The organism is Yoonia sp. 208BN28-4 (assembly GCF_037543925.1).
Lineage (GTDB): Bacteria > Pseudomonadota > Alphaproteobacteria > Rhodobacterales > Rhodobacteraceae > Yoonia.
The window spans coordinates 431,868-449,131 of the sequence record NZ_JBBIFY010000002.1 but is presented as its reverse complement, the minus strand read 5'-3'; the positions used below and the strand labels follow the sequence as shown (position 1 = coordinate 449,131).

The following is a 17,264-nucleotide window of genomic DNA, read 5'->3' as shown; positions in this document are numbered from 1 at the left end:
TATCGCGTGCGGCGCAGCCGCTCATTTTGGTTGCTCCCACGCAGGATAGAAATCCTGCTGGTAAAGGCGGTTTGCGTCGTCCGGCAAGGATGCTTGAAACGCGGGTCGCGCTTGCAGCCGCGCCATCCAGTCTTGCAAGTGTTCGAACCCGTCAAGCGCTGCAAAATGCGCCCCCATATAGACCGCCTGCCCCACCCCGATATCCGCGGCTGAAAATCCGCATGGCAAAAGATATGCCTGCCCGCCCAGCGCGTCATCGATCGCGCCATAGCATTTGCGCAGGCGTGCGGCCTCCAGTTTCATCACCGTCGGGCTGCGCATCCAGTCTTCAAAGAGCATCACATGCTGCTGTGTCAGCGCCGCGACGTGTTGGCTGACTGTTTCGGCGTAGTGGACCCAGTTCAGCCAAGCCGCCCGCTCGGGATCACCAGCACCGCGACCAAAGCCGGCGTCCGGATGGCGTTCGCACAGCACCTCGGCGATCGCACCGCTTTCAAACAGCACGTCGCCATCAATCTCAAGGCTTGGCACCCGACCGGTAGGGTTCAAATCCAGATAGGTCTCGGCCTTGATTTCGGGCCCAAAGCCGTAGGTCTTTACCGCGAACTCAATCCCAAGCTCGTGCAGAAGCCACAGGCTGCGCATGGATCGTGTCTGCGGACAGTGATGCAGCCGGATCATGACGCGTCCAACGGCGCAAGAGCGACAAGCAAGGCCCCTGCCACAACCTGATCGCCTGCTTTTACCGCAACCTTGTCCACCGTGCCATCGCGATGGGCGCGCAGCACATGTTCCATCTTCATCGCCTCAAGCACTGCCAGCCTGTCGCCTGCCTGAACGTTTTGTCCTGATGTCACTGCCACATCGCGCACAAGGCCCGGCATCGGCGCAATCACCTCGTCACTGCCACCGGCGGCAGTGGCGCGGTCAAGCGGGTCGATCACGCGCAAGGTCAGGGTCTCGTCATCAAAGACGGTGACAGCGTCGTCGTGGTGTCGCACGTGCGGCATCTTTTGTCCGTCGGTCCACCATTGACCACGCCTGCGCCGCACAGCGACGTTTGTTCCCTCAACCGCAACGCTCACATTGTCGGGACCGTTCACAGTCAGCTGGCAGCTATAAACCGTGTCACCTGCGGCAAGGTCGATTGTGTGCTTGAGCGGCGTCCAGAGTGAGAACCCGCGCAACGCATCGCCTGTGTTATCCAGACCGGTCGCCACCAAAGCCGCTGCAGCGATCCGTTGCGGGCTGGCCGTGGCGGCCTGTGATAGCGTGTCAATTTTACGTGCAATGAGACCTGTATCGACGCGGCCAGCGGCGAAATCATCATCCACGGCAAGCCTGCGCAAAAACGCCAGGTTGGTGACAGTCCCTGCCACCTGTGTATCGCCCAGCGCCTGCGCCAACTGCGTCAGAGCGGTTGGGCGGTCAGGTCCGTGCACTGTCAGCTTCGCAATCATTGGATCATACCAGGGCGAAATCTCTGATCCGGTTGCCACGCCGCTGTCGATGCGGGCGCTATCTGGAAACTGTAGATGTGCCAGTGTGCCTGTCGCGGGCAAAAACCCTGCTGGCACGTCCTCGGCGTAGATACGCGCTTCAAACGCATGACCGGTAATCGTCAGATCGTCCTGCTGCGCGGGGATCTTCCCCCCTGCGGCCACCAGCAACTGCCATTCCACCAGATCAACGCCGGTGATCGCTTCCGTGACGGGGTGTTCGACCTGAAGGCGCGTGTTCATCTCCATGAACCAGAAGCCATCTGTGCGCAGACCGTCAGAGCCGTCCACGATAAATTCGATGGTGCCAGCACCTGCATATCCAATGGCCTTGGCCGCCGTGACGGCTGCATCGCCCATCGCGCGGCGCATCGCTTCGGTCATACCGGGGGCTGGCGCCTCTTCAATCACTTTCTGATGCCTGCGTTGAAGCGAACAGTCGCGCTCGAACAGATGCACCGCGTCAGTGCCATCCCCGAAAACCTGCACTTCGATATGGCGCGGGCTCTGCACAAACTTTTCGATCAGCACGTCGGCGTTGCCAAAGGCGGTTTTGGCTTCGGCCTGCGCGCTGGCCAGTCCTTCGGCAAAGTCTGCTTCGCGTTCCACCAAACGCATGCCCTTACCGCCGCCGCCAGCGACAGCCTTGACCAGCACGGGATAACCGATCTTTTGCGCCTCACCCGCGAGAAAGTCCCCGTCCTGATTGTCGCCATGATAGCCCGGCACAACAGGCACGCCCGCCATATCCATCAGCGCCTTTGCCGCATCTTTCAGCCCCATAGCGCGAATGGCCTTGGCAGACGGTCCGATAAAAACCAGCCCCGCTTTTTCGACGGCATCCACGAAGTCGGGATTTTCAGACAAAAAGCCGTAGCCCGGATGGATCGCTTGCGCGCCGGTGTCGATGGCTACCTGAATAATTAGATCACCACGCAAATAGCTGTCGGCCACAGGCGCAGGCCCCAGCCGCACCGCCTCGTCCGCTTGTGCGACGTGAAGCGCATCTGCATCGGCGTCTGAATACACCGCGACGGTTTTCACACCCATGCGCCGCGCTGTCTGCATGACACGACAGGCGATCTCTCCACGGTTGGCAATCAGGATTTTGTTAAACATATTCAGCACCATCCGGCACGCTTGCCGCCTTCGTAAGGGCGCGCGTGTCCCTCTTCAATCATCTGGCGGGCCAATGGCACGCCATCGACAAACACGCGCACCAAAGATCTATCGTAGCGGTCACGCCCTTCTTTCACCAAGCGCAAATCGTCGGCTGAAAAAAGCACGCGCCGCAGATACCACTTCGCCGCCAGCGCTTGCGTCGCCTCGCCCGTGCACTGCGGACTAAAAAGTTCCGGTGCATCAAAGCCCAGCAGACGCGCCCGCTGCGACCCAAGTGACGGACACCACAATTGCACTGTGTCCCCATCAATTACGCCCGCGATACGACATGTCCCGTCACCGCTTTGCAAAGGGCGAAGGACGGCAACAGTGGCATCTGTCAGCGCAGGCAGCGCGACCAAAGCACCAGCACCGACCAGAATGACAGCTTTCAGGTAGGATTTGGGATCGCGCCGGGGCTTGCGCCGTTTCGGCAGCCCCATATCAAATGGCCGCGTCCGTCTATAGTCGCGGCTGAACGGAACCACCTTCTGATCGCGTCTGCGCCCCATCACATCCTGAACACGCCAAAGCGCGTTTCCTCGATCTCTTTGTTCATGCAGGCCGACAGCGACATGGCCAGCACATCGCGGGATTTTCGGGGGTCGATGATGCCGTCGTCCCAAAGCCGCGCGCTGGCGTAGAGGGGGTGTGACTGTTCGGCGAACATATCAATCGTTGGTTGCTTAAAGGCTGTTTCTTCCTCTTCGGTCCATGTCTCGCCGCTGCGTTCGATGGCGTCGCGCTTGACTGTCGCCAGCACGCCAGCCGCCTGTTCGCCGCCCATCACCGAAATGCGTGACGTGGGCCATGACCACATGAAATCGGGGGAGTAGGCGCGCCCCGCCATACCATAGTTGCCAGCCCCGTAAGACCCCCCTACAACCATCGTGATTTTGGGCACCGCGGTCGTCGCCACGGCTGTGACCATCTTGGCCCCGTGGCGCGCGATCCCCTCATTCTCGTATTTGCGACCAACCATGAAGCCGGTGATATTCTGCAAAAAGATCAGCGGGATTTTGCGCTGGCTGCACAATTCCACAAAGTGCGCGCCCTTCTGCGCCGCTTCGGAGAAAAGCACGCCGTTGTTGGCGATAATGCCGCACGGCCAGCCGTCGATATGGGCAAATCCGGTGACCAGCGTGTCGCCGAACCGCGCCTTGAACTCGTCAAAGCGCGATCCGTCCACGATGCGTTTGATGACCTCGCGGATGTCGTAAGGCGTGCGCAGGTCTGCGGGAATCGCGTCAAAAAGCGTCTCTGGATCAACCGCTGGCAGCTTCGGCACCTGTCGCGAGGCCGCCTGTTTGGGCGGACGAGCACATGACGCAACCGCTTGGCGCGCCAAGGCAAGCGCATGGGCGTCGTCCTCCGCCAGATAGTCCGCAACACCCGAGAGGCGCGTATGCACGTCACCGCCGCCCAGATCTTCTGCGCTCACAACTTCGCCTGTCGCGGCTTTCACCAGTGGTGGTCCAGCAAGGAAAATCGTGCCCTGCTCTTTCACGATGATCGACACATCCGCCATTGCGGGCACATATGCGCCGCCCGCCGTGCAGGACCCCATCACAACGGCAATCTGCGGGATGCCTTTTGCAGACATCTGCGCCTGATTGTAGAAAATCCGGCCAAAGTGATCGCGGTCCGGAAAGACCTCGTCCTGATTGGGCAGGTTTGCGCCACCGCTATCGACCAGATAGATGCAAGGCAGATGGCAGCTTTCCGCAATCTCCTGCGCGCGCAGGTGCTTCTTGACGGTCATCGGATAGTAGGTGCCGCCTTTGACGGTAGCATCGTTACACACAACCATCACATCACGCCCGTGCACACGGCCCACGCCTGCAACGACGCCAGCGCATGGTGCTGCCCCGTCATACATGCCATGTGCCGCAGTTGCGCCGACCTCAAGAAACGGCGATCCGGGGTCCAGCAAGCCTGCCACCCGATCGCGTGGCAGCATTTTCCCGCGCGAGACATGCCGCGCACGGGATTTCTCACCACCGCCCGCGGCTGCGGCTGCGGCGGCTTTTGCCACATCGGCCAATGCAGCCTCGTGTGCGGGCCTTGGGTTCTCGGTGTCAGACATGCCGCACCCTCCTCCTAAATCGCAGTCGTGTATGATGTCGGCGAACCGACGACCAAACAGCCATCACAGACGGACATAGCCGTCGTCATTGCATGTATCCTGATCAGCACGCTCATGGGTTTGCAGGTCCGAATATGGCCAGACGTGTTTCGTTTGACATGAAGCCCAACACCTCGCGCCAGTACACTTCGGTTTCACACACCAGCACGTTCTCCGGCTCCTCGGCGCAACGCTCCAGCCCCGGTTGCATCAAAGAGCTTTCCTGCCCGCCCTCTGCATCCAGCCGCGCCTGCCACAGGGCCAGCTGACCGGACCAATAGGCGTGATCCTGTTCCTCGCAGGATGCTGCCGTATGGCGCATCATATACTGCAATCCAACACAGCTGTGTCGCGGCGGCGCATAGCGTTCACCACAGGTTACGATAGCAAGGAGATCGACAAACGGATTGTCCAGATTGGAGCGGATGGTGTCATCCACACAGGTCAGATAGCGCGGTGGCGCTTCATCCTGCGCCGCGACTGGTGACGCCACAGCAAGCATCATTGCGATGGCGGCGGCGGGCCTCATGATTGCGGCGCTTTCATTTCAATGACAGCCACCTGCTGACCACGCGCGCCGACCAGATAATTGTAACCGGTCAGATCGGGACCAATGCAGATCACTTCGATCCAGACATCATCGCGCTGCGACGGAATGGCCGAGCAATCGGAAGCGGGCCGTCCGGTCGTGTTCGTATATTGCGTGGCAAAAAAGGTAATGGCCTCGGTCTCTGACACAGGTTGGCCAAGGCGCAAGCCAAGATAGGCCGCAGGCATCGCCAGCAGCAAAACGGCGCCGATGATCCAGCGCCAGGGCATCAGCCCATCGCCCCCATCATCTCGCGCCCGACCAGCATGCGGCGGATTTCCGATGTGCCCGCGCCGATCTCCATCAGCTTGGCGTCGCGGAATATGCGGGCCACAGGGGCATCATTCAGGAACCCTGCCCCGCCCATGGCCTGCACGGCCTGATGGGCCTGTTTCATTGCTTCTTCAGATGCATAAAGACAGCACGCGGCGGCATCCTGACGGGTCACTGTACCACGGTCACAGGCGCGCGCGACCTCGTAGACATAGGCGCGGGCCGAGTTCATCGCTGTGTACATATCCGCGATTTTGCCCTGCATCAGTTGGAAGTTGCCAATGGGTTGGCCGAACTGTTTGCGCGATGCCAGATAAGGCATGATCTCGTCCAGACAGGCGGCCATGATGCCAAGGCCGATGCCCGCCAGCACCACACGTTCGTAATCAAGGCCCGACATCAGAACGCGCACGCCGCGTCCTTCTTCGCCCAAGACATTTTCAAACGGTACTTCGACATTATCAAAGATCAGCTCTGCCGTGTTAGAGCCGCGCATGCCCAGTTTGTCGAAATGGGGCGATGTGCTGAAGCCCGTCATCTCTTTTTCGATTAGGAAAGCGGTGATCCCTTTTGCGCCTGCATCGGGATCGGTCTTGGCGTAAACCACGAGCGTGTCGGCGTCGGGGCCATTGGTGATCCAGTATTTGTTGCCGTTCAGACGGTAGTGATCGTTCCGCTTTTCTGCGCGTAGCGACATAGATACTACGTCGGACCCCGCGCCCGCCTCTGACATGGCCAAGGCGCCGACGTGTTCGCCCGAAATCAGACGTGGCAAGTATTTCTGCTTTTGATCGTCAGACCCATTCAGCTTGATCTGGTTCACACACAGGTTGGAATGTGCGCCGTACGACAGCGACACCGATGCGCTGGCACGGGCGATTTCCTCAATCGCGACGGTATGCGCCAGATAGGACATGCCAGCGCCGCCATAAGCCTCGTCCACGGTGACGCCCAAAAGGCCCAACTCGCCCATTTCGCGCCAGAGTGCGGGGGGAAAGGCGTTATCGGCATCAATCCGGGCGGCCATGGGTTTCACGCGGTCCTGCGCCCAGCCATGCACCATATCGCGCAGGGCATTCACATCCTCGCCCAGATCAAAGGTCATTGATGCGAGAAACATAAAAGGATATCTCCATTAATTGAACGCTTGTTCATTTGTAGAACTGAAACGCGCGTCCCGTCAATGATTGTGATGTGTAATTGACGAGTGCCACCCAAATCTTTTGGGCCATCACCGCCGTGTCGCGCGGATCGCTATTGCTGTATCCCGTAAAGCCTGACCGCGTTGAATGCCTCATCAAGGTTTGTCGTTGCCGAATTTGTGCTGGGCCCGTTGATGTACATCTGCGGCGCACCATCCAAGGCAAAGACGGCCGTGGCATCGGCATCGACGACAATCGGCGTCCCTTCAAGCGACGTCAGCGTGCCTGTGGCCTGCCCCATCAATCCTTCGATGAAGCCGCGATCACGGGTCAGGGTCGCGGCATAGGATATGTCACCCGCGATCGCACCCCGCGCCCTTTCCTGACCGGATGAATTGTATTGCGCGGCATCAAGCTGGTAGAAATTCGATCCTGTCGCCGTCATCTGGTTGGTGGTGAAATCCACCTCGCTGTTGAGCAAACCGTAGGCGATAAAATTGACGTCACTGTCGCGACGGTTGGCCTGCTGTTCAACCACCGCCAGCCCTTCGTAGGTAAAGCTGCCCGAGATTGGATCGCTTGCCGGGGTAAGCGGGAAAAACGAGAAAACGCCTTCGCTGTCGCGTTGCGCCTGTAAGACATCACTGAACGAAGCGCCACCCGGTGATATGTTCATGTCCACATTCGACGCACCACCGCCACCGCAGCCCGCAAGCACGGCAATGACGGGAATTCCCAAGGCAACACGATTGTTCATACTCATACCATTCCACTCATTTGCGTTTGCATCACGCTGACGGAGCCGTTGTAACAAGTCAATCCAGCGACCTTGCGCAGATCGCATGGTTGATGTTGCGGGCTTCACCTGATGCTAAGTGATATCGCTGGCGATGGAACCGATCAGGGCGGCATGCGTTTTGCCGCTATGAATACCTTAGTAAACGCGTTGAAACGCATCTCCATCGTCGCTGGCGCGGCCTGTCTTACACCAAGTCTTTTGGCCGCCGACGAGGTCGGGCGCGTTGGTGTGGATTGGGTTGGCAATGATATCATTATCGAGGCCATCCCCGACCCCGAGGTGCAGGGTGTGACCTGCCATATCGCCTATTTCGAGCGGTCCTTGTTCGACCGGCTGTCAAACGGCAACTGGTTTGAAGACCCGTCGAATGCCGCGATTGATTGTCGTCAAACCGGCCCGATTGTCGTCGGTGACATCGACCGCAGTTGGGACGGGGAGAATGTCTTTCGCGAGCGCCAATCGATCGTGCTGAAATCCGTCGTGGTCAAGCGCATCTTTGACGCCGACAACAATACGCTGATCTATCTGGCCCATGCGTCCGAGTTGAGCCAGGGATCGGCGAAGATGTCGATTTCGACCATTCCGCTTTATGAAACAGGCGCGGTGCGGGACGACTAATATTGCGCCGTGCGATGCACGTCGCCAGAGGGGGGGTGCCTGCAGCGCAGGCACCCCCCTTTTATTTGAGTATTTCAGGCAAAGTGATGCATCACGTGGCGCGTCAGGCGGCGCGGGACTGCCAGACGGCTGATACCTCTGCCTTGATAATGCGTGCGATGAGGGCGCAGTCGGCAAGGCTGAATGTCAGTGGCAGGCGCATATCGACGATCCCTGCAAGGACGCGGTCTGTCTCTGGCATCGGTGCTGACGGGGCATAACGCCAGCTGTCATAGCGGCTGGTAAATCCGGTAGGCTCTGCCCCGCCAAACCATTTCAGTTCAACCCCGCGCGTCTTGCAGCGGGCGATCACGTCAGCGACGGCATCGGACGGCCAGTCCAACAGTAAAAACTGGAATGAAGAGGCGACGAATTGTTCCGACGCCGGACGATGCGGCAGCATCAGACCGCCAGTGTCTTCCAGCCCGCCAGCCAGAACGGCGTAGCGATCATTCCAGCGGCCAGCCTGTTGCGCCAGATCGGCCAGTTGCGGGCGCAGGATGGCGGCGCGCAGATTGTCCATCCGGCCCGAGATATTCGGTGTTTCGTATTTGATCTGTGCAAAGGTTTCGGGCGGCGGTGCTGCGCTATGTTTGTCAAACAGCATGTAGCTGCCGGATAACATGATCGCCCGCGCCATGCCCTCTGCGTCATCAGAGATCAGCAACCCGCCCTCTCCGGAATTGATGTGTTTGTAGGTTTGGGTCGAGAAGCAGCCGAAACGGCCCCAGCGGCCAGATGGCACACCGTCCCATGCGGCCCCCATCGTGTGGGCGCAATCCTCAATCACCGTCACGCCAGCAGCGTCACAAAGCGCAATCAGGCGGCGCATGTCACAGATGTGACCGCGCATGTGTGACAGCAGCAGGGTATCGGCCTGATCCAGTTTGCCTGCCAGATCATCTAGATCAATCGTCAGATCCGGTGTGACACCGACAAAGACAGGCGTTGCCCCGACCGCTGCGATTGCGCCCGGCACAGGGGCCAATGTGAACGCATTTGTCAGCACGCGGTCGCCATGCCCCACACCGCAGGCCCGCAGCGCGGTGGTCATGGCGTAGCCACCGGATGCGACCGCCAGACAGAATTGCGCACCGGTCTGGGCGGCAAACTCTTCTTCCAGCAGGGCCGTCTCAGCCGTCTCGCCATCAACCGTATTATACCGGTGCAACCGCCCGTGTTGCATCACAGCGGTCGCAGCCGCGATGCCTGCGGCGGGAATGGGTTCTTGCTGGGTAAAGCTGCCGGTGAAGTTTTCCATCTATCCTCCCGTGTGACGTTGCGATCAGTTGTCAGCACGATGGGGTGATGTGTCAATCGCGGTGTTTCAGCCGATCAGGCGGCGGACCTCGCCGCGCAATTCGTCGTAGTGGCCGATCAGCCCTTCCGGTTCCAGATCGCGCACATCATCATCGCCCGGCCCGAAGGTGACAAGGATCGACGGACGGCCCGCGTTGCGCGAGGTATTACGGTCGGTCGCGGTATCGCCCACCAGCAAACAGCGGTCCGGATCACCGCCCGCACGGCGCACAGCCTCGAACAGGTGTTCGGGGTCGGGCTTGCGCACGGTGAGCGTATCGGCCCCGATCAGCGACCCGAAGTCATCGCGCACGCCAAGGCTACGCATCAATGTCTCGGCCAGACCTGCGGGCTTGTTGGTGGCGATCCCGACAACATATCCGTCTGATTTCAACGCGCGGACCGTGTCGATTGCGCCTTCGTAAAGGTATGTGTGGTGGTCGATCGCTTGCGCGTAATTATGCAACAGCGGCTGATACTGGTCGTCCACGTTGTCTTCGTCAAAACCGTCAACGCGGCTGAAGCCAAGCCGCAGCATCGCCCGCCCGCCCTTGAGCGCAGTGCCGCTGTCACGTGCATCCAGCAGATCCCCTAGCCCCAGATCACGAAAACACGCATTTGCAGCCGCCAACAGATCGCCACTGGTATCGGCCAAAGTGCCATCAAGATCGAAGATTACGGTGCGCGTCATGTGTGGTTTCCTGCTGTGTCACACCGTTCTGTAACGATGCGTAAGGTGAAGTGAAGCCCTGTTGCCTTGTGAAACGCGGGCGAATTGCTAGAAGGTGCATTAAAAGACAGTAAATGCAGCATTCACGGGCGGTATCCATGGCAACGGCATTGATTATTTTGGGCGCGGGCATGGGCACGCGGATGAATTCGGACCTGCCAAAGGTGCTTCATCCCATCGCGGGTGCGCCGATGCTGGTGCATGCGATGAAGGCCGGCGCGGCTGTGACGCCCGAAAAAACCGTTGTGGTTGCAGGGCATGGCGCACAGATGGTGACGGCAGCCGCGCAAAGCTGGGACAGTGATGTGCAGGTTGTGATCCAGTCCGAACAGCTTGGCACAGGTCACGCGGTTGGACAGGCGGCGGATGCTCTTGCGGGCTTTGAGGGGGATGCCATTGTTTTGTATGGCGACACGCCTTTCATCCGGCCGGAAACGCTGGAAGCGATGATCGCCGCGCGCGCAAGCCACGATATAGTCGTGCTGGGATTTGAGGCAGCTGATCCGGGACGCTATGGACGGTTGGTGATGCAGGCAGAGCAGCTCGACAGGATTGTCGAGTTCAAAGACGCCACTGACGAAGAACGTGCGATCCGGCTTTGCAACAGCGGCGTGATTGCCGCCGACTGCAAGACACTGTTCGATCTGATCGCCAAGGTTGGCAATGACAACGCATCAGGTGAATACTATCTGACCGATATCATCGGGATCGCCCGCGCCGCCGGTCTTTTGGCAACTGTGGTGCAGTGCGATGAGGCCGAAACGCTTGGCGTCAATTCACGTGCCGAGCTTGCAGGTGCCGAGGCCCTGTTCCAGTCCCGCGCGCGGCAGGAGGCGCTTGAGGATGGCGTGACCCTGACCGCACCCGACACAGTCTATTTTGCGCATGATACCGTGCTTGGCCGCGATAGCGTGATTGAGCCGCACGTCGTCTTTGGTCCCGGTGCGACTGTGGAAAGCGGTGCGACGATCCGCGCGTTCAGCCATCTGGAAGGTTGCCATGTGTCGCGCGGTGCCGTGGTCGGACCTTATGCACGTCTACGGCCGGGGGCTGAATTGGCCGAAGACACCAAGGTCGGCAACTTTGTCGAGATCAAGAACGCGACCGTGGCCGCTGGTGCGAAGGTCAATCACCTGACCTACATCGGCGATGCCAGCATCGGCGAGAAGGCGAACATCGGAGCAGGCACAGTGACGTGCAACTACGACGGCTTCTTCAAGCACAAGACAAATATCGGCGCGGGCGCATTTATCGGATCAAGCACGATGCTTGTGGCCCCTGTCAGTGTGGGCAATGGCGCAATGACCGGGAGCGGATCTGTCATCACCGAGGACGTGCCGGATGGCGCATTGGGACTTGGGCGAACACGTCAGGTCACAAAATCGGGCTTTGCTACCAAACTCTTCGATATGCTGCGTGCCAAAAAGGCCCGCCAGCAGAAAGGACACTAGAACATGTGCGGAATTGTTGGCGTACTGAGCAACCACGAAGCGGCCCCCCTGCTGGTCGATAGCCTGCGGCGTCTGGAGTATCGCGGTTATGACAGTGCGGGCATTGCGACCATCAACGATCAAAAGCTGGATCGCCGCCGTGCGATGGGAAAATTGGTCAATCTGTCCGACCTGCTTGTTCACAACCCCCTGCCCGGCAAGTCGGGGATTGGCCACACGCGGTGGGCGACCCACGGTGCGCCAAACGTCGACAACGCGCACCCCCACCGCGCGGGTGGCGTGGCCGTTGTGCACAACGGTATCATTGAAAACTTCCGCGAATTACGGGCCTATCTGGCCGAAAACAATATCACCCACGCAACCGATACCGATACAGAAACTGTCGCATTGTTGTGTCAGCATTTCCGCGATCAGGGGTTAAGCCCGCAGGATGCTGCCGAAAAGACTATCGCCCGCCTCGAAGGGGCATATGCGCTGTGTTTCCTGTTTGAAGGTGAAAGCGATCTGTTGATTGCTGCGCGCAAGGGCTCGCCGTTGGCAATTGGTCACGGGGACGGCGAAAACTATGTCGGGTCTGATGCGATTGCGCTGGCCCCGATGACCGACCAGATCACCTATCTAGAAGAAGGTGACTGGGCGATTGTCACCCGCACAAGCATCGAGATTCGCGACATCAATGGCAAGCTGGCCAATCGTGACAAACAGACGATCCAGATCAGCACCGCCAATGTCGACAAGGGCGAATTCAAGCACTTTATGGCCAAGGAAATTGCCGAACAGCCAACGGTGCTGCAAGGCGCACTGAGCCATTACATCAACGCAGACGCCAATGCGATCACCCTGCCCGACGCAGGCATCGACTTTACCAAAATCGAACGCATAACAATGGTGGCCTGTGGCACGGCCTTCTACGCCTGCATGGTCGCCAAATACTGGTTTGAGCAGCTGGCTGAAATGCCGGTTGAAATCGATGTTGCCTCTGAATTCCGCTATCGCGAACCTCCCGTAACGGCAGGCACAGTGGGGCTTTTTGTCAGCCAATCAGGCGAAACAGCCGACACGCTGGCGGCCCTGCGATATTTGAAGGGACGCGCTGACAAAATCATCAGCGTGGTCAACGTCGACACAAGCACCATTGCCCGCGAAAGCGATTTGGCGCTGCCAATTCTCGCGGGTGCCGAAATCGGCGTGGCCTCGACCAAGGCGTTTACCTGCCAACTGACAACACTTGCTATTCTTGCGATCCATGCCGCCCACGCGCGCGGCAAAATCGATGACGCCAAGATGGCTGAAATGCTGGGCAACCTGCGGTCCTTACCGGGGATCATCAACCTTGCGCTGGGCATCGAAGGGCGCTGCCGCGACATCGCCCGCAAGCTGTCAGAGGCCCGTGATATTCTCTTCCTCGGTCGTGGCGCGATGTATCCATTGGCCCATGAGGGCGCCCTAAAGCTGAAAGAAATCAGCTACATCCACGCCGAAGCTTACGCGTCGGGCGAGCTTAAACACGGCCCTATCGCGCTGGTGGATGAGCATGTGCCTGTTATCGTCATGGCCCCCAGCGATGCGCTGTTCGACAAGACCGTTTCCAACATGCAAGAGGTGATGGCCCGCGGCGGGCGTGTGCTGTTGATCAGTGATAAGGCTGGTCTGGATGCAGCAAGTGATGGCACATGGGCGACGCTCCAGATGCCTGCGATTGATCCGTTTCTGGCACCCGTGCTCTACGCTGTTCCCGCGCAATTACTTGCCTATCACACGGCAATTGCCAAAGGCACAGATGTGGATCAGCCGCGCAATCTTGCCAAATCCGTGACCGTGGAATGATCACAGCACAAGAGGCGCTCAGCCAACTGATTGGCGATCCGGCTAAAGCCGCTGACATGGCCCGCTATCATAAGGCAGACCGCCCCTATCTGGGCGTGGCCAACCCCGATCTGGATGCGGCGGTGAAAGAATGGCGCGCCGCCTGCACATTGGACGAACGGATCGCGCTGGCCTCTGATCTTTGGGACACAAATATCCACGAGGCCCGAATCGCGGCCGGCAAATTGCTGACCCAAGCCCGCCTCCGCCCCGATGATACCGCCGCCTGGGATTTGATCGCGTCTTGGGTGCCTAGCTTTGATGCGTGGGCAGTGGCAGATCACGCGTCCATCGCGGGGCAAAAGCGGCTGGTGGCCGATCCCGCGCGACTGGATCAGGTCGAGACGTGGACCACGTCAGAGCATATGTGGACCCGCCGCGCAGCGCTTGTGATGACCCTGCCGTGGACCAAACAGAACCACCCCAAACCGGGCGAAGAAGCCGCCTGCGACCGGATTTTGGGATGGGCTGCATCCTATGTCAGCGATCCTGAGTGGTTTATCCAAAAAGCCGTCGCATGGTGGCTGCGAGACCTGTCCAAACACGACGCACCGCGCGTGCGGGCCTTTCTGGAAAAGCATGGCGAGACGATGAAACCCTTTGCCCGCAAGGAAGCCGCGCGCAAGTTGCCACCCGTCTGAATGGCGGCGCGGGGGCCAGCCCCGCCCGCTCAACCGGATTTAGCTGTTGTCGTCAGCCACATCGCCCGCGTCCGCTGTCGCGACAGGCTCTTCTGCGGGGGCTGCGGATGCCGGGCGGCGGAATACCTCAACATCAGCCAGTGCCGTCAACGGGATTTCCAGGAGCCGCATTGCAGCAAGGCTCATCTGGCTGGCGGCTGATGCCGCGTTGCCTGACGGGCGCAGTTCAAGGTTCACCGTATTGCCGTTGGCGGGATAAACCACGCGGCCCGGCGCCAATGCGCTGACCAGTCCTGTTTTCAACCAGATACCCGGATCAGCCGCCGACCCCAGCGACACATTTGTGGTGCCCAGACGCTGTTCACCAGCAGGCTGCGGATCAACCGCCACAGCCTCTGCACGGTCCTCCGCGGATGTGGTGTCAAACTCCTCAACCGTGCGCGCTGTGGGTGGCGGCGGCGGTGGTGGTGTCGGGTCCAGTGTCTCCACCGGCGCGTCGACCACGGCCTCTACCACGGCACCATCGGGCGGCGTGGGCTGTTGCACCGCAAAAAGCGGATCGTCACAAGCGGCCAGCAAAGGCAGCGCGAAGGCGGGGATAAAGAGCGTCTTGTTCATGCAACTGAAACTAGAGCGGGTGCGACGTTCTGGCAACTTTTGTCTGACCGCTTGCGCGCGGCCCCGCGCAAGCATAGGTTTTGGCCCATGACAGCCCCCCTGATCGACCCATTTGCCCGCGCCATCAGCTACTTGCGTTTGTCCGTGACAGACCGCTGCGATTTCCGCTGCGTGTATTGCATGTCCGAGAACATGACGTTCCTGCCAAAGCGCGACCTGCTGACGCTAGAAGAGCTTGATCGCCTGTGTTCGGCGTTTATCCGGCTTGGCGTGCAAAAGCTGCGGATCACGGGCGGTGAGCCGCTGGTGCGGCGCGATATCATGACGTTCTTTCGCGGGATGACGCGCCATCTGGAAAGCGGCGCACTGGAAGAGCTAACAGTGACCACAAATGGCAGCCAGCTTGAAAAATACGCAGCCGATCTGGCGGCTGCCGGTGTGAAACGGATCAACGTCTCGCTTGATACGCTGGACGAGGCGAAGTTTGCCGAGATCACGCGCTGGGGCCGCCTGCCCCAAGTCTTGCGCGGCATCGACGCGGCGCAAAAAGCTGGGCTGCGGGTGAAGATCAACGCGGTCGCCCTGAAGGGCTTTAACGAGGACGAGCTGTTTACGCTGACCGACTGGTGCACATCGCGCGGTATTGACCTGACGTTTATCGAAGTGATGCCGATGGGCGATATCGGGAACGAGGATCGGTTTGGCCAGTATTGGTCCCTCAAAGACTTACGCGCACGGCTGGCAGAGCGGCACACGGTGACAGATATCCCGCAGCGCACAGGCGGCCCTGCCCGCTACGTTCAGCTGGAAACAGGCCTGAAGATCGGGTTTATCACGCCGCTGAGCCATAATTTTTGCGAAAGCTGCAATCGTGTGCGGATCACCTGCACAGGAGAGATTTACACCTGTCTGGGGCAAGAGGGCCATTCCGATCTGCGCGGCCCGCTGCGCGCGACCGAGGGCGATGCCCCGCTGGAGGACGCGATCCGCGCGGCGATTGCGCTGAAACCCAAAGGTCACGATTTTGACTATTCCCGCCAGACCGTCGACGGTCAAGTCAGCCGCCATATGTCGCACACTGGCGGCTAGGTTTTTCGCTCAGATCAGGTTTTGCGCCGCCTATGGCGCCGCCAAAGCGGGGGCGTTGCCCCCGCACCCCCAAAGTATTTTTGTCCAAAAGAAGTATGGCGCGGCAATTCGTATCATTTTGCCGCGAAATACTCCCCCGCTGGAGGCGTCCCGCACTCTTAGGCAGCGGGCATGCGTTGTTCGACAATCTCGGCCCACCACGAGCAGCCCGCTGGGATCGCTTCATCATTAAAATTGTACTCGGGGTGGTGCACGGAAGCTGAGTCGCCGTTGCCGACGAGGATATACGCACCGGGGCGTTCTTCGAGCATGAAGGCAAAATCCTCGCCGCCCATAACAAGCGGCGCATCTTCGCAGGCCCCCGAGACGTCTGCGGCAACTTTGGCTGCGAATTCCGTCTGTTCGTCGTGGTTGACCATGCATGGATATCCGCGGTGATAGGTCACGTCTGCCGTTGCGCCAAAGGCCAATGCGGTGGTTTCTGCAATCGCCTTCAGCCGCGTTTCCGCCAGATCGCGCATGCCTTTGGACATGGTGCGCACTGTGCCTTTCAGATGCACCCGCTGGGCGATCACGTTGAAAGCTTTGGACGAGCTTTCGATAGACGTCACAGACACCACGATCTGATCCACGGGGTCCGCATTGCGTGACACGATAGATTGCAGGGCCAGCACCACATGGGACGCGACGAGCGTGCTGTCTACGGTTTCCTGCGGCTTGGCGGCGTGGCCACCCTTACCTTCGATGACGATGTCGAACTGGTCAGTCGCGGCGAAAAACGCGCCGGGGCGGATCGCGAAGGCCCCCACGGGTTTGCCGGGCCAATTGTGCATGCCGTAGACCTCGTCAATCGACCAGCGGTCCATCATACCGTCTTCGCACATTTCGCGGCCACCGCCGCCGCCTTCTTCGGCGGGCTGGAAAATCACAACCACTGTGCCGTCGAAATTGCGCGTTTCGGCCAGATACTGCGCGGCTCCAAGCAGCATCGCTGTGTGGCCATCGTGGCCGCAGGCGTGCATCGCGCCGTCGGTTTTAGAGGCATAGGGCAGCCCTGTCGCCTCGTGGATCGGCAGCGCATCCATATCGGCGCGCAAGCCGATGGTTTTGCCCGAGTTATTGGTCTTGCCCTTGATGACAGCAACGACACCCGTGCGGCCAATACCGGTGACAACCTCGTCACAGCCAAAACCCTGCAGCTTTTCGGCCACGATGGCGGAGGTGCGGTGGGTTTCGAACAGAATCTCTGGGTTTTCGTGTAGATCGCGGCGCCATGCAGTGATCTCTGGCAGCAGTTCGGCAAAGCGGTTCTTGACGGGCATGAC

General features: G+C 59.7%; 17 protein-coding genes. 5 read left to right on the top strand and 12 right to left on the bottom strand.

The window, feature by feature from the left end:
- Nucleotides 1-21: 21 nt before the first annotated feature.
- From V8J84_RS08325 to V8J84_RS08290, 8 genes are all read right to left on the bottom strand, one after another.
- Entirely contained in the window at nt 22-681 is a 660-nt protein-coding gene (locus V8J84_RS08325; RefSeq protein WP_339929963.1) for a glutathione S-transferase family protein, read from the bottom strand.
- The gene (locus V8J84_RS08320) at nt 678-2,618 is read right to left on the bottom strand and encodes an acetyl/propionyl/methylcrotonyl-CoA carboxylase subunit alpha (protein WP_339929961.1); all 1,941 of its coding nucleotides are present in this window, start codon (nt 2,616-2,618) and stop codon (nt 678-680) included. The genes V8J84_RS08325 and V8J84_RS08320 overlap by 4 nt, the downstream gene beginning before the upstream one ends.
- Before the next feature lie 2 nt (nt 2,619-2,620).
- Nucleotides 2,621-3,172, bottom strand: coding sequence for a thermonuclease family protein (locus V8J84_RS08315; RefSeq protein WP_339929959.1), 552 nt, complete (start codon nt 3,170-3,172; stop codon nt 2,621-2,623).
- The gene (locus V8J84_RS08310) at nt 3,172-4,746 is read right to left on the bottom strand and encodes a carboxyl transferase domain-containing protein (RefSeq protein ID WP_339929957.1); all 1,575 of its coding nucleotides are present in this window, start codon (nt 4,744-4,746) and stop codon (nt 3,172-3,174) included. The genes V8J84_RS08315 and V8J84_RS08310 overlap by 1 nt, the downstream gene beginning before the upstream one ends.
- 112 nt (nt 4,747-4,858) lie before the next feature.
- Nucleotides 4,859-5,314 carry a hypothetical protein gene (locus V8J84_RS08305; RefSeq protein WP_339929955.1) on the bottom strand — a complete coding sequence of 152 codons (456 nt, stop codon included), beginning with the start codon at nt 5,312-5,314 and terminating at the stop codon, nt 4,859-4,861.
- Nucleotides 5,311-5,604 (bottom strand): hypothetical protein, encoded by a 294-nt coding sequence (locus V8J84_RS08300; protein ID WP_339929953.1) that lies wholly within the window; start codon nt 5,602-5,604, stop codon nt 5,311-5,313. The genes V8J84_RS08305 and V8J84_RS08300 overlap by 4 nt, the downstream gene beginning before the upstream one ends.
- Nucleotides 5,604-6,767, bottom strand: coding sequence for an acyl-CoA dehydrogenase family protein (locus V8J84_RS08295; RefSeq protein WP_339929951.1), 1,164 nt, complete (start codon nt 6,765-6,767; stop codon nt 5,604-5,606). Before V8J84_RS08295 ends, V8J84_RS08300 begins: the two co-directional genes overlap by 1 nt.
- A 134-nt stretch (nt 6,768-6,901) precedes the next feature.
- Nucleotides 6,902-7,546, bottom strand: a complete 645-nt coding sequence (locus V8J84_RS08290) for a hypothetical protein (protein WP_339929949.1) — start codon at nt 7,544-7,546, stop codon at nt 6,902-6,904.
- Nucleotides 7,547-7,714: 168 nt separating this feature from the next.
- On the opposite strand from V8J84_RS08290, the gene V8J84_RS08285 reads away from it, so the two are divergent.
- Nucleotides 7,715-8,206 carry a CreA family protein gene (locus tag V8J84_RS08285; protein ID WP_339930707.1) on the top strand — a complete coding sequence of 164 codons (492 nt, stop codon included), beginning with the start codon at nt 7,715-7,717 and terminating at the stop codon, nt 8,204-8,206.
- Nucleotides 8,207-8,309: 103 nt separating this feature from the next.
- Here the strand turns inward: V8J84_RS08285 and V8J84_RS08280 are convergent, their stop codons facing one another.
- Together V8J84_RS08280 and V8J84_RS08275 are read right to left on the bottom strand one after the other, a co-directional pair.
- Nucleotides 8,310-9,506: a DegT/DnrJ/EryC1/StrS family aminotransferase gene (locus V8J84_RS08280; RefSeq protein WP_339929947.1), complete on the bottom strand. Its 1,197-nt coding sequence runs from the start codon at nt 9,504-9,506 to the stop codon at nt 8,310-8,312.
- Nucleotides 9,507-9,572: 66 nt separating this feature from the next.
- Nucleotides 9,573-10,235, bottom strand: a complete 663-nt coding sequence (locus tag V8J84_RS08275; protein ID WP_339929945.1) for an HAD-IA family hydrolase — start codon at nt 10,233-10,235, stop codon at nt 9,573-9,575.
- Between the two features lie 137 nt (nt 10,236-10,372).
- Here V8J84_RS08275 and glmU point away from each other — a divergent pair, with 137 nt between their 5' ends.
- From glmU to V8J84_RS08260, 3 genes are read left to right on the top strand one after another with little or no spacing between them, the layout of a single operon-like run.
- Nucleotides 10,373-11,725, top strand: a complete 1,353-nt coding sequence (gene glmU / locus V8J84_RS08270; protein ID WP_339929943.1) for a bifunctional UDP-N-acetylglucosamine diphosphorylase/glucosamine-1-phosphate N-acetyltransferase GlmU — start codon at nt 10,373-10,375, stop codon at nt 11,723-11,725.
- Nucleotides 11,726-11,728: 3 nt separating this feature from the next.
- A complete protein-coding gene (gene glmS, locus V8J84_RS08265; RefSeq protein ID WP_339929941.1) occupies nt 11,729-13,552 on the top strand; it encodes a glutamine--fructose-6-phosphate transaminase (isomerizing) in 1,824 nt (607 codons plus the stop codon).
- Nucleotides 13,549-14,232, top strand: coding sequence for a DNA alkylation repair protein (locus tag V8J84_RS08260; RefSeq protein WP_339929939.1), 684 nt, complete (start codon nt 13,549-13,551; stop codon nt 14,230-14,232). Before glmS ends, V8J84_RS08260 begins: the two co-directional genes overlap by 4 nt.
- Nucleotides 14,233-14,271: 39 nt before the next feature.
- On the opposite strand, the gene V8J84_RS08255 is transcribed toward V8J84_RS08260, so the two are convergent.
- Entirely contained in the window at nt 14,272-14,850 is a 579-nt protein-coding gene (locus V8J84_RS08255; protein ID WP_339929937.1) for a D-galactarate dehydratase, read from the bottom strand.
- An 87-nt stretch (nt 14,851-14,937) separates the two neighbouring features.
- Between V8J84_RS08255 and moaA the strand changes: the two genes are divergently transcribed.
- Complete coding sequence (gene moaA, locus V8J84_RS08250; RefSeq protein ID WP_339929935.1) at nt 14,938-15,939, top strand: GTP 3',8-cyclase MoaA; 1,002 nt, start codon at nt 14,938-14,940, stop codon at nt 15,937-15,939.
- A 158-nt stretch (nt 15,940-16,097) separates the two neighbouring features.
- On the opposite strand, the gene V8J84_RS08245 is transcribed toward moaA, so the two are convergent.
- Complete coding sequence (locus V8J84_RS08245) at nt 16,098-17,261, bottom strand: M20 aminoacylase family protein (RefSeq protein WP_339929933.1); 1,164 nt, start codon at nt 17,259-17,261, stop codon at nt 16,098-16,100.
- Nucleotides 17,262-17,264 lie beyond the last annotated feature (3 nt).

Bases quoted from the DNA above. Each gene is read 5' to 3' on its own strand.
- V8J84_RS08325 (WP_339929963.1), bottom strand. From the start codon at position 681: ATGATCCGGCTGCATCACTGTCCGCAGACACGATCCATGCGCAGCCTG.
- V8J84_RS08320 (WP_339929961.1), bottom strand. From the start codon at position 2,618: ATGTTTAACAAAATCCTGATTGCCAACCGTGGAGAGATCGCCTGTCGT.
- V8J84_RS08315 (WP_339929959.1), bottom strand. From the start codon at position 3,172: ATGGGGCGCAGACGCGATCAGAAGGTGGTTCCGTTCAGCCGCGACTAT.
- V8J84_RS08310 (WP_339929957.1), bottom strand. From the start codon at position 4,746: ATGTCTGACACCGAGAACCCAAGGCCCGCACACGAGGCTGCATTGGCC.
- V8J84_RS08305 (WP_339929955.1), bottom strand. From the start codon at position 5,314: ATGAGGCCCGCCGCCGCCATCGCAATGATGCTTGCTGTGGCGTCACCA.
- V8J84_RS08300 (WP_339929953.1), bottom strand. From the start codon at position 5,604: ATGCCCTGGCGCTGGATCATCGGCGCCGTTTTGCTGCTGGCGATGCCT.
- V8J84_RS08295 (WP_339929951.1), bottom strand. From the start codon at position 6,767: ATGTTTCTCGCATCAATGACCTTTGATCTGGGCGAGGATGTGAATGCC.
- V8J84_RS08290 (WP_339929949.1), bottom strand. From the start codon at position 7,546: ATGAACAATCGTGTTGCCTTGGGAATTCCCGTCATTGCCGTGCTTGCG.
- V8J84_RS08285 (WP_339930707.1), top strand. From the start codon at position 7,715: ATGAATACCTTAGTAAACGCGTTGAAACGCATCTCCATCGTCGCTGGC.
- V8J84_RS08280 (WP_339929947.1), bottom strand. From the start codon at position 9,506: ATGGAAAACTTCACCGGCAGCTTTACCCAGCAAGAACCCATTCCCGCC.
- V8J84_RS08275 (WP_339929945.1), bottom strand. From the start codon at position 10,235: ATGACGCGCACCGTAATCTTCGATCTTGATGGCACTTTGGCCGATACC.
- glmU (WP_339929943.1), top strand. From the start codon at position 10,373: ATGGCAACGGCATTGATTATTTTGGGCGCGGGCATGGGCACGCGGATG.
- glmS (WP_339929941.1), top strand. From the start codon at position 11,729: ATGTGCGGAATTGTTGGCGTACTGAGCAACCACGAAGCGGCCCCCCTG.
- V8J84_RS08260 (WP_339929939.1), top strand. From the start codon at position 13,549: ATGATCACAGCACAAGAGGCGCTCAGCCAACTGATTGGCGATCCGGCT.
- V8J84_RS08255 (WP_339929937.1), bottom strand. From the start codon at position 14,850: ATGAACAAGACGCTCTTTATCCCCGCCTTCGCGCTGCCTTTGCTGGCC.
- moaA (WP_339929935.1), top strand. From the start codon at position 14,938: ATGACAGCCCCCCTGATCGACCCATTTGCCCGCGCCATCAGCTACTTG.
- V8J84_RS08245 (WP_339929933.1), bottom strand. From the start codon at position 17,261: ATGCCCGTCAAGAACCGCTTTGCCGAACTGCTGCCAGAGATCACTGCA.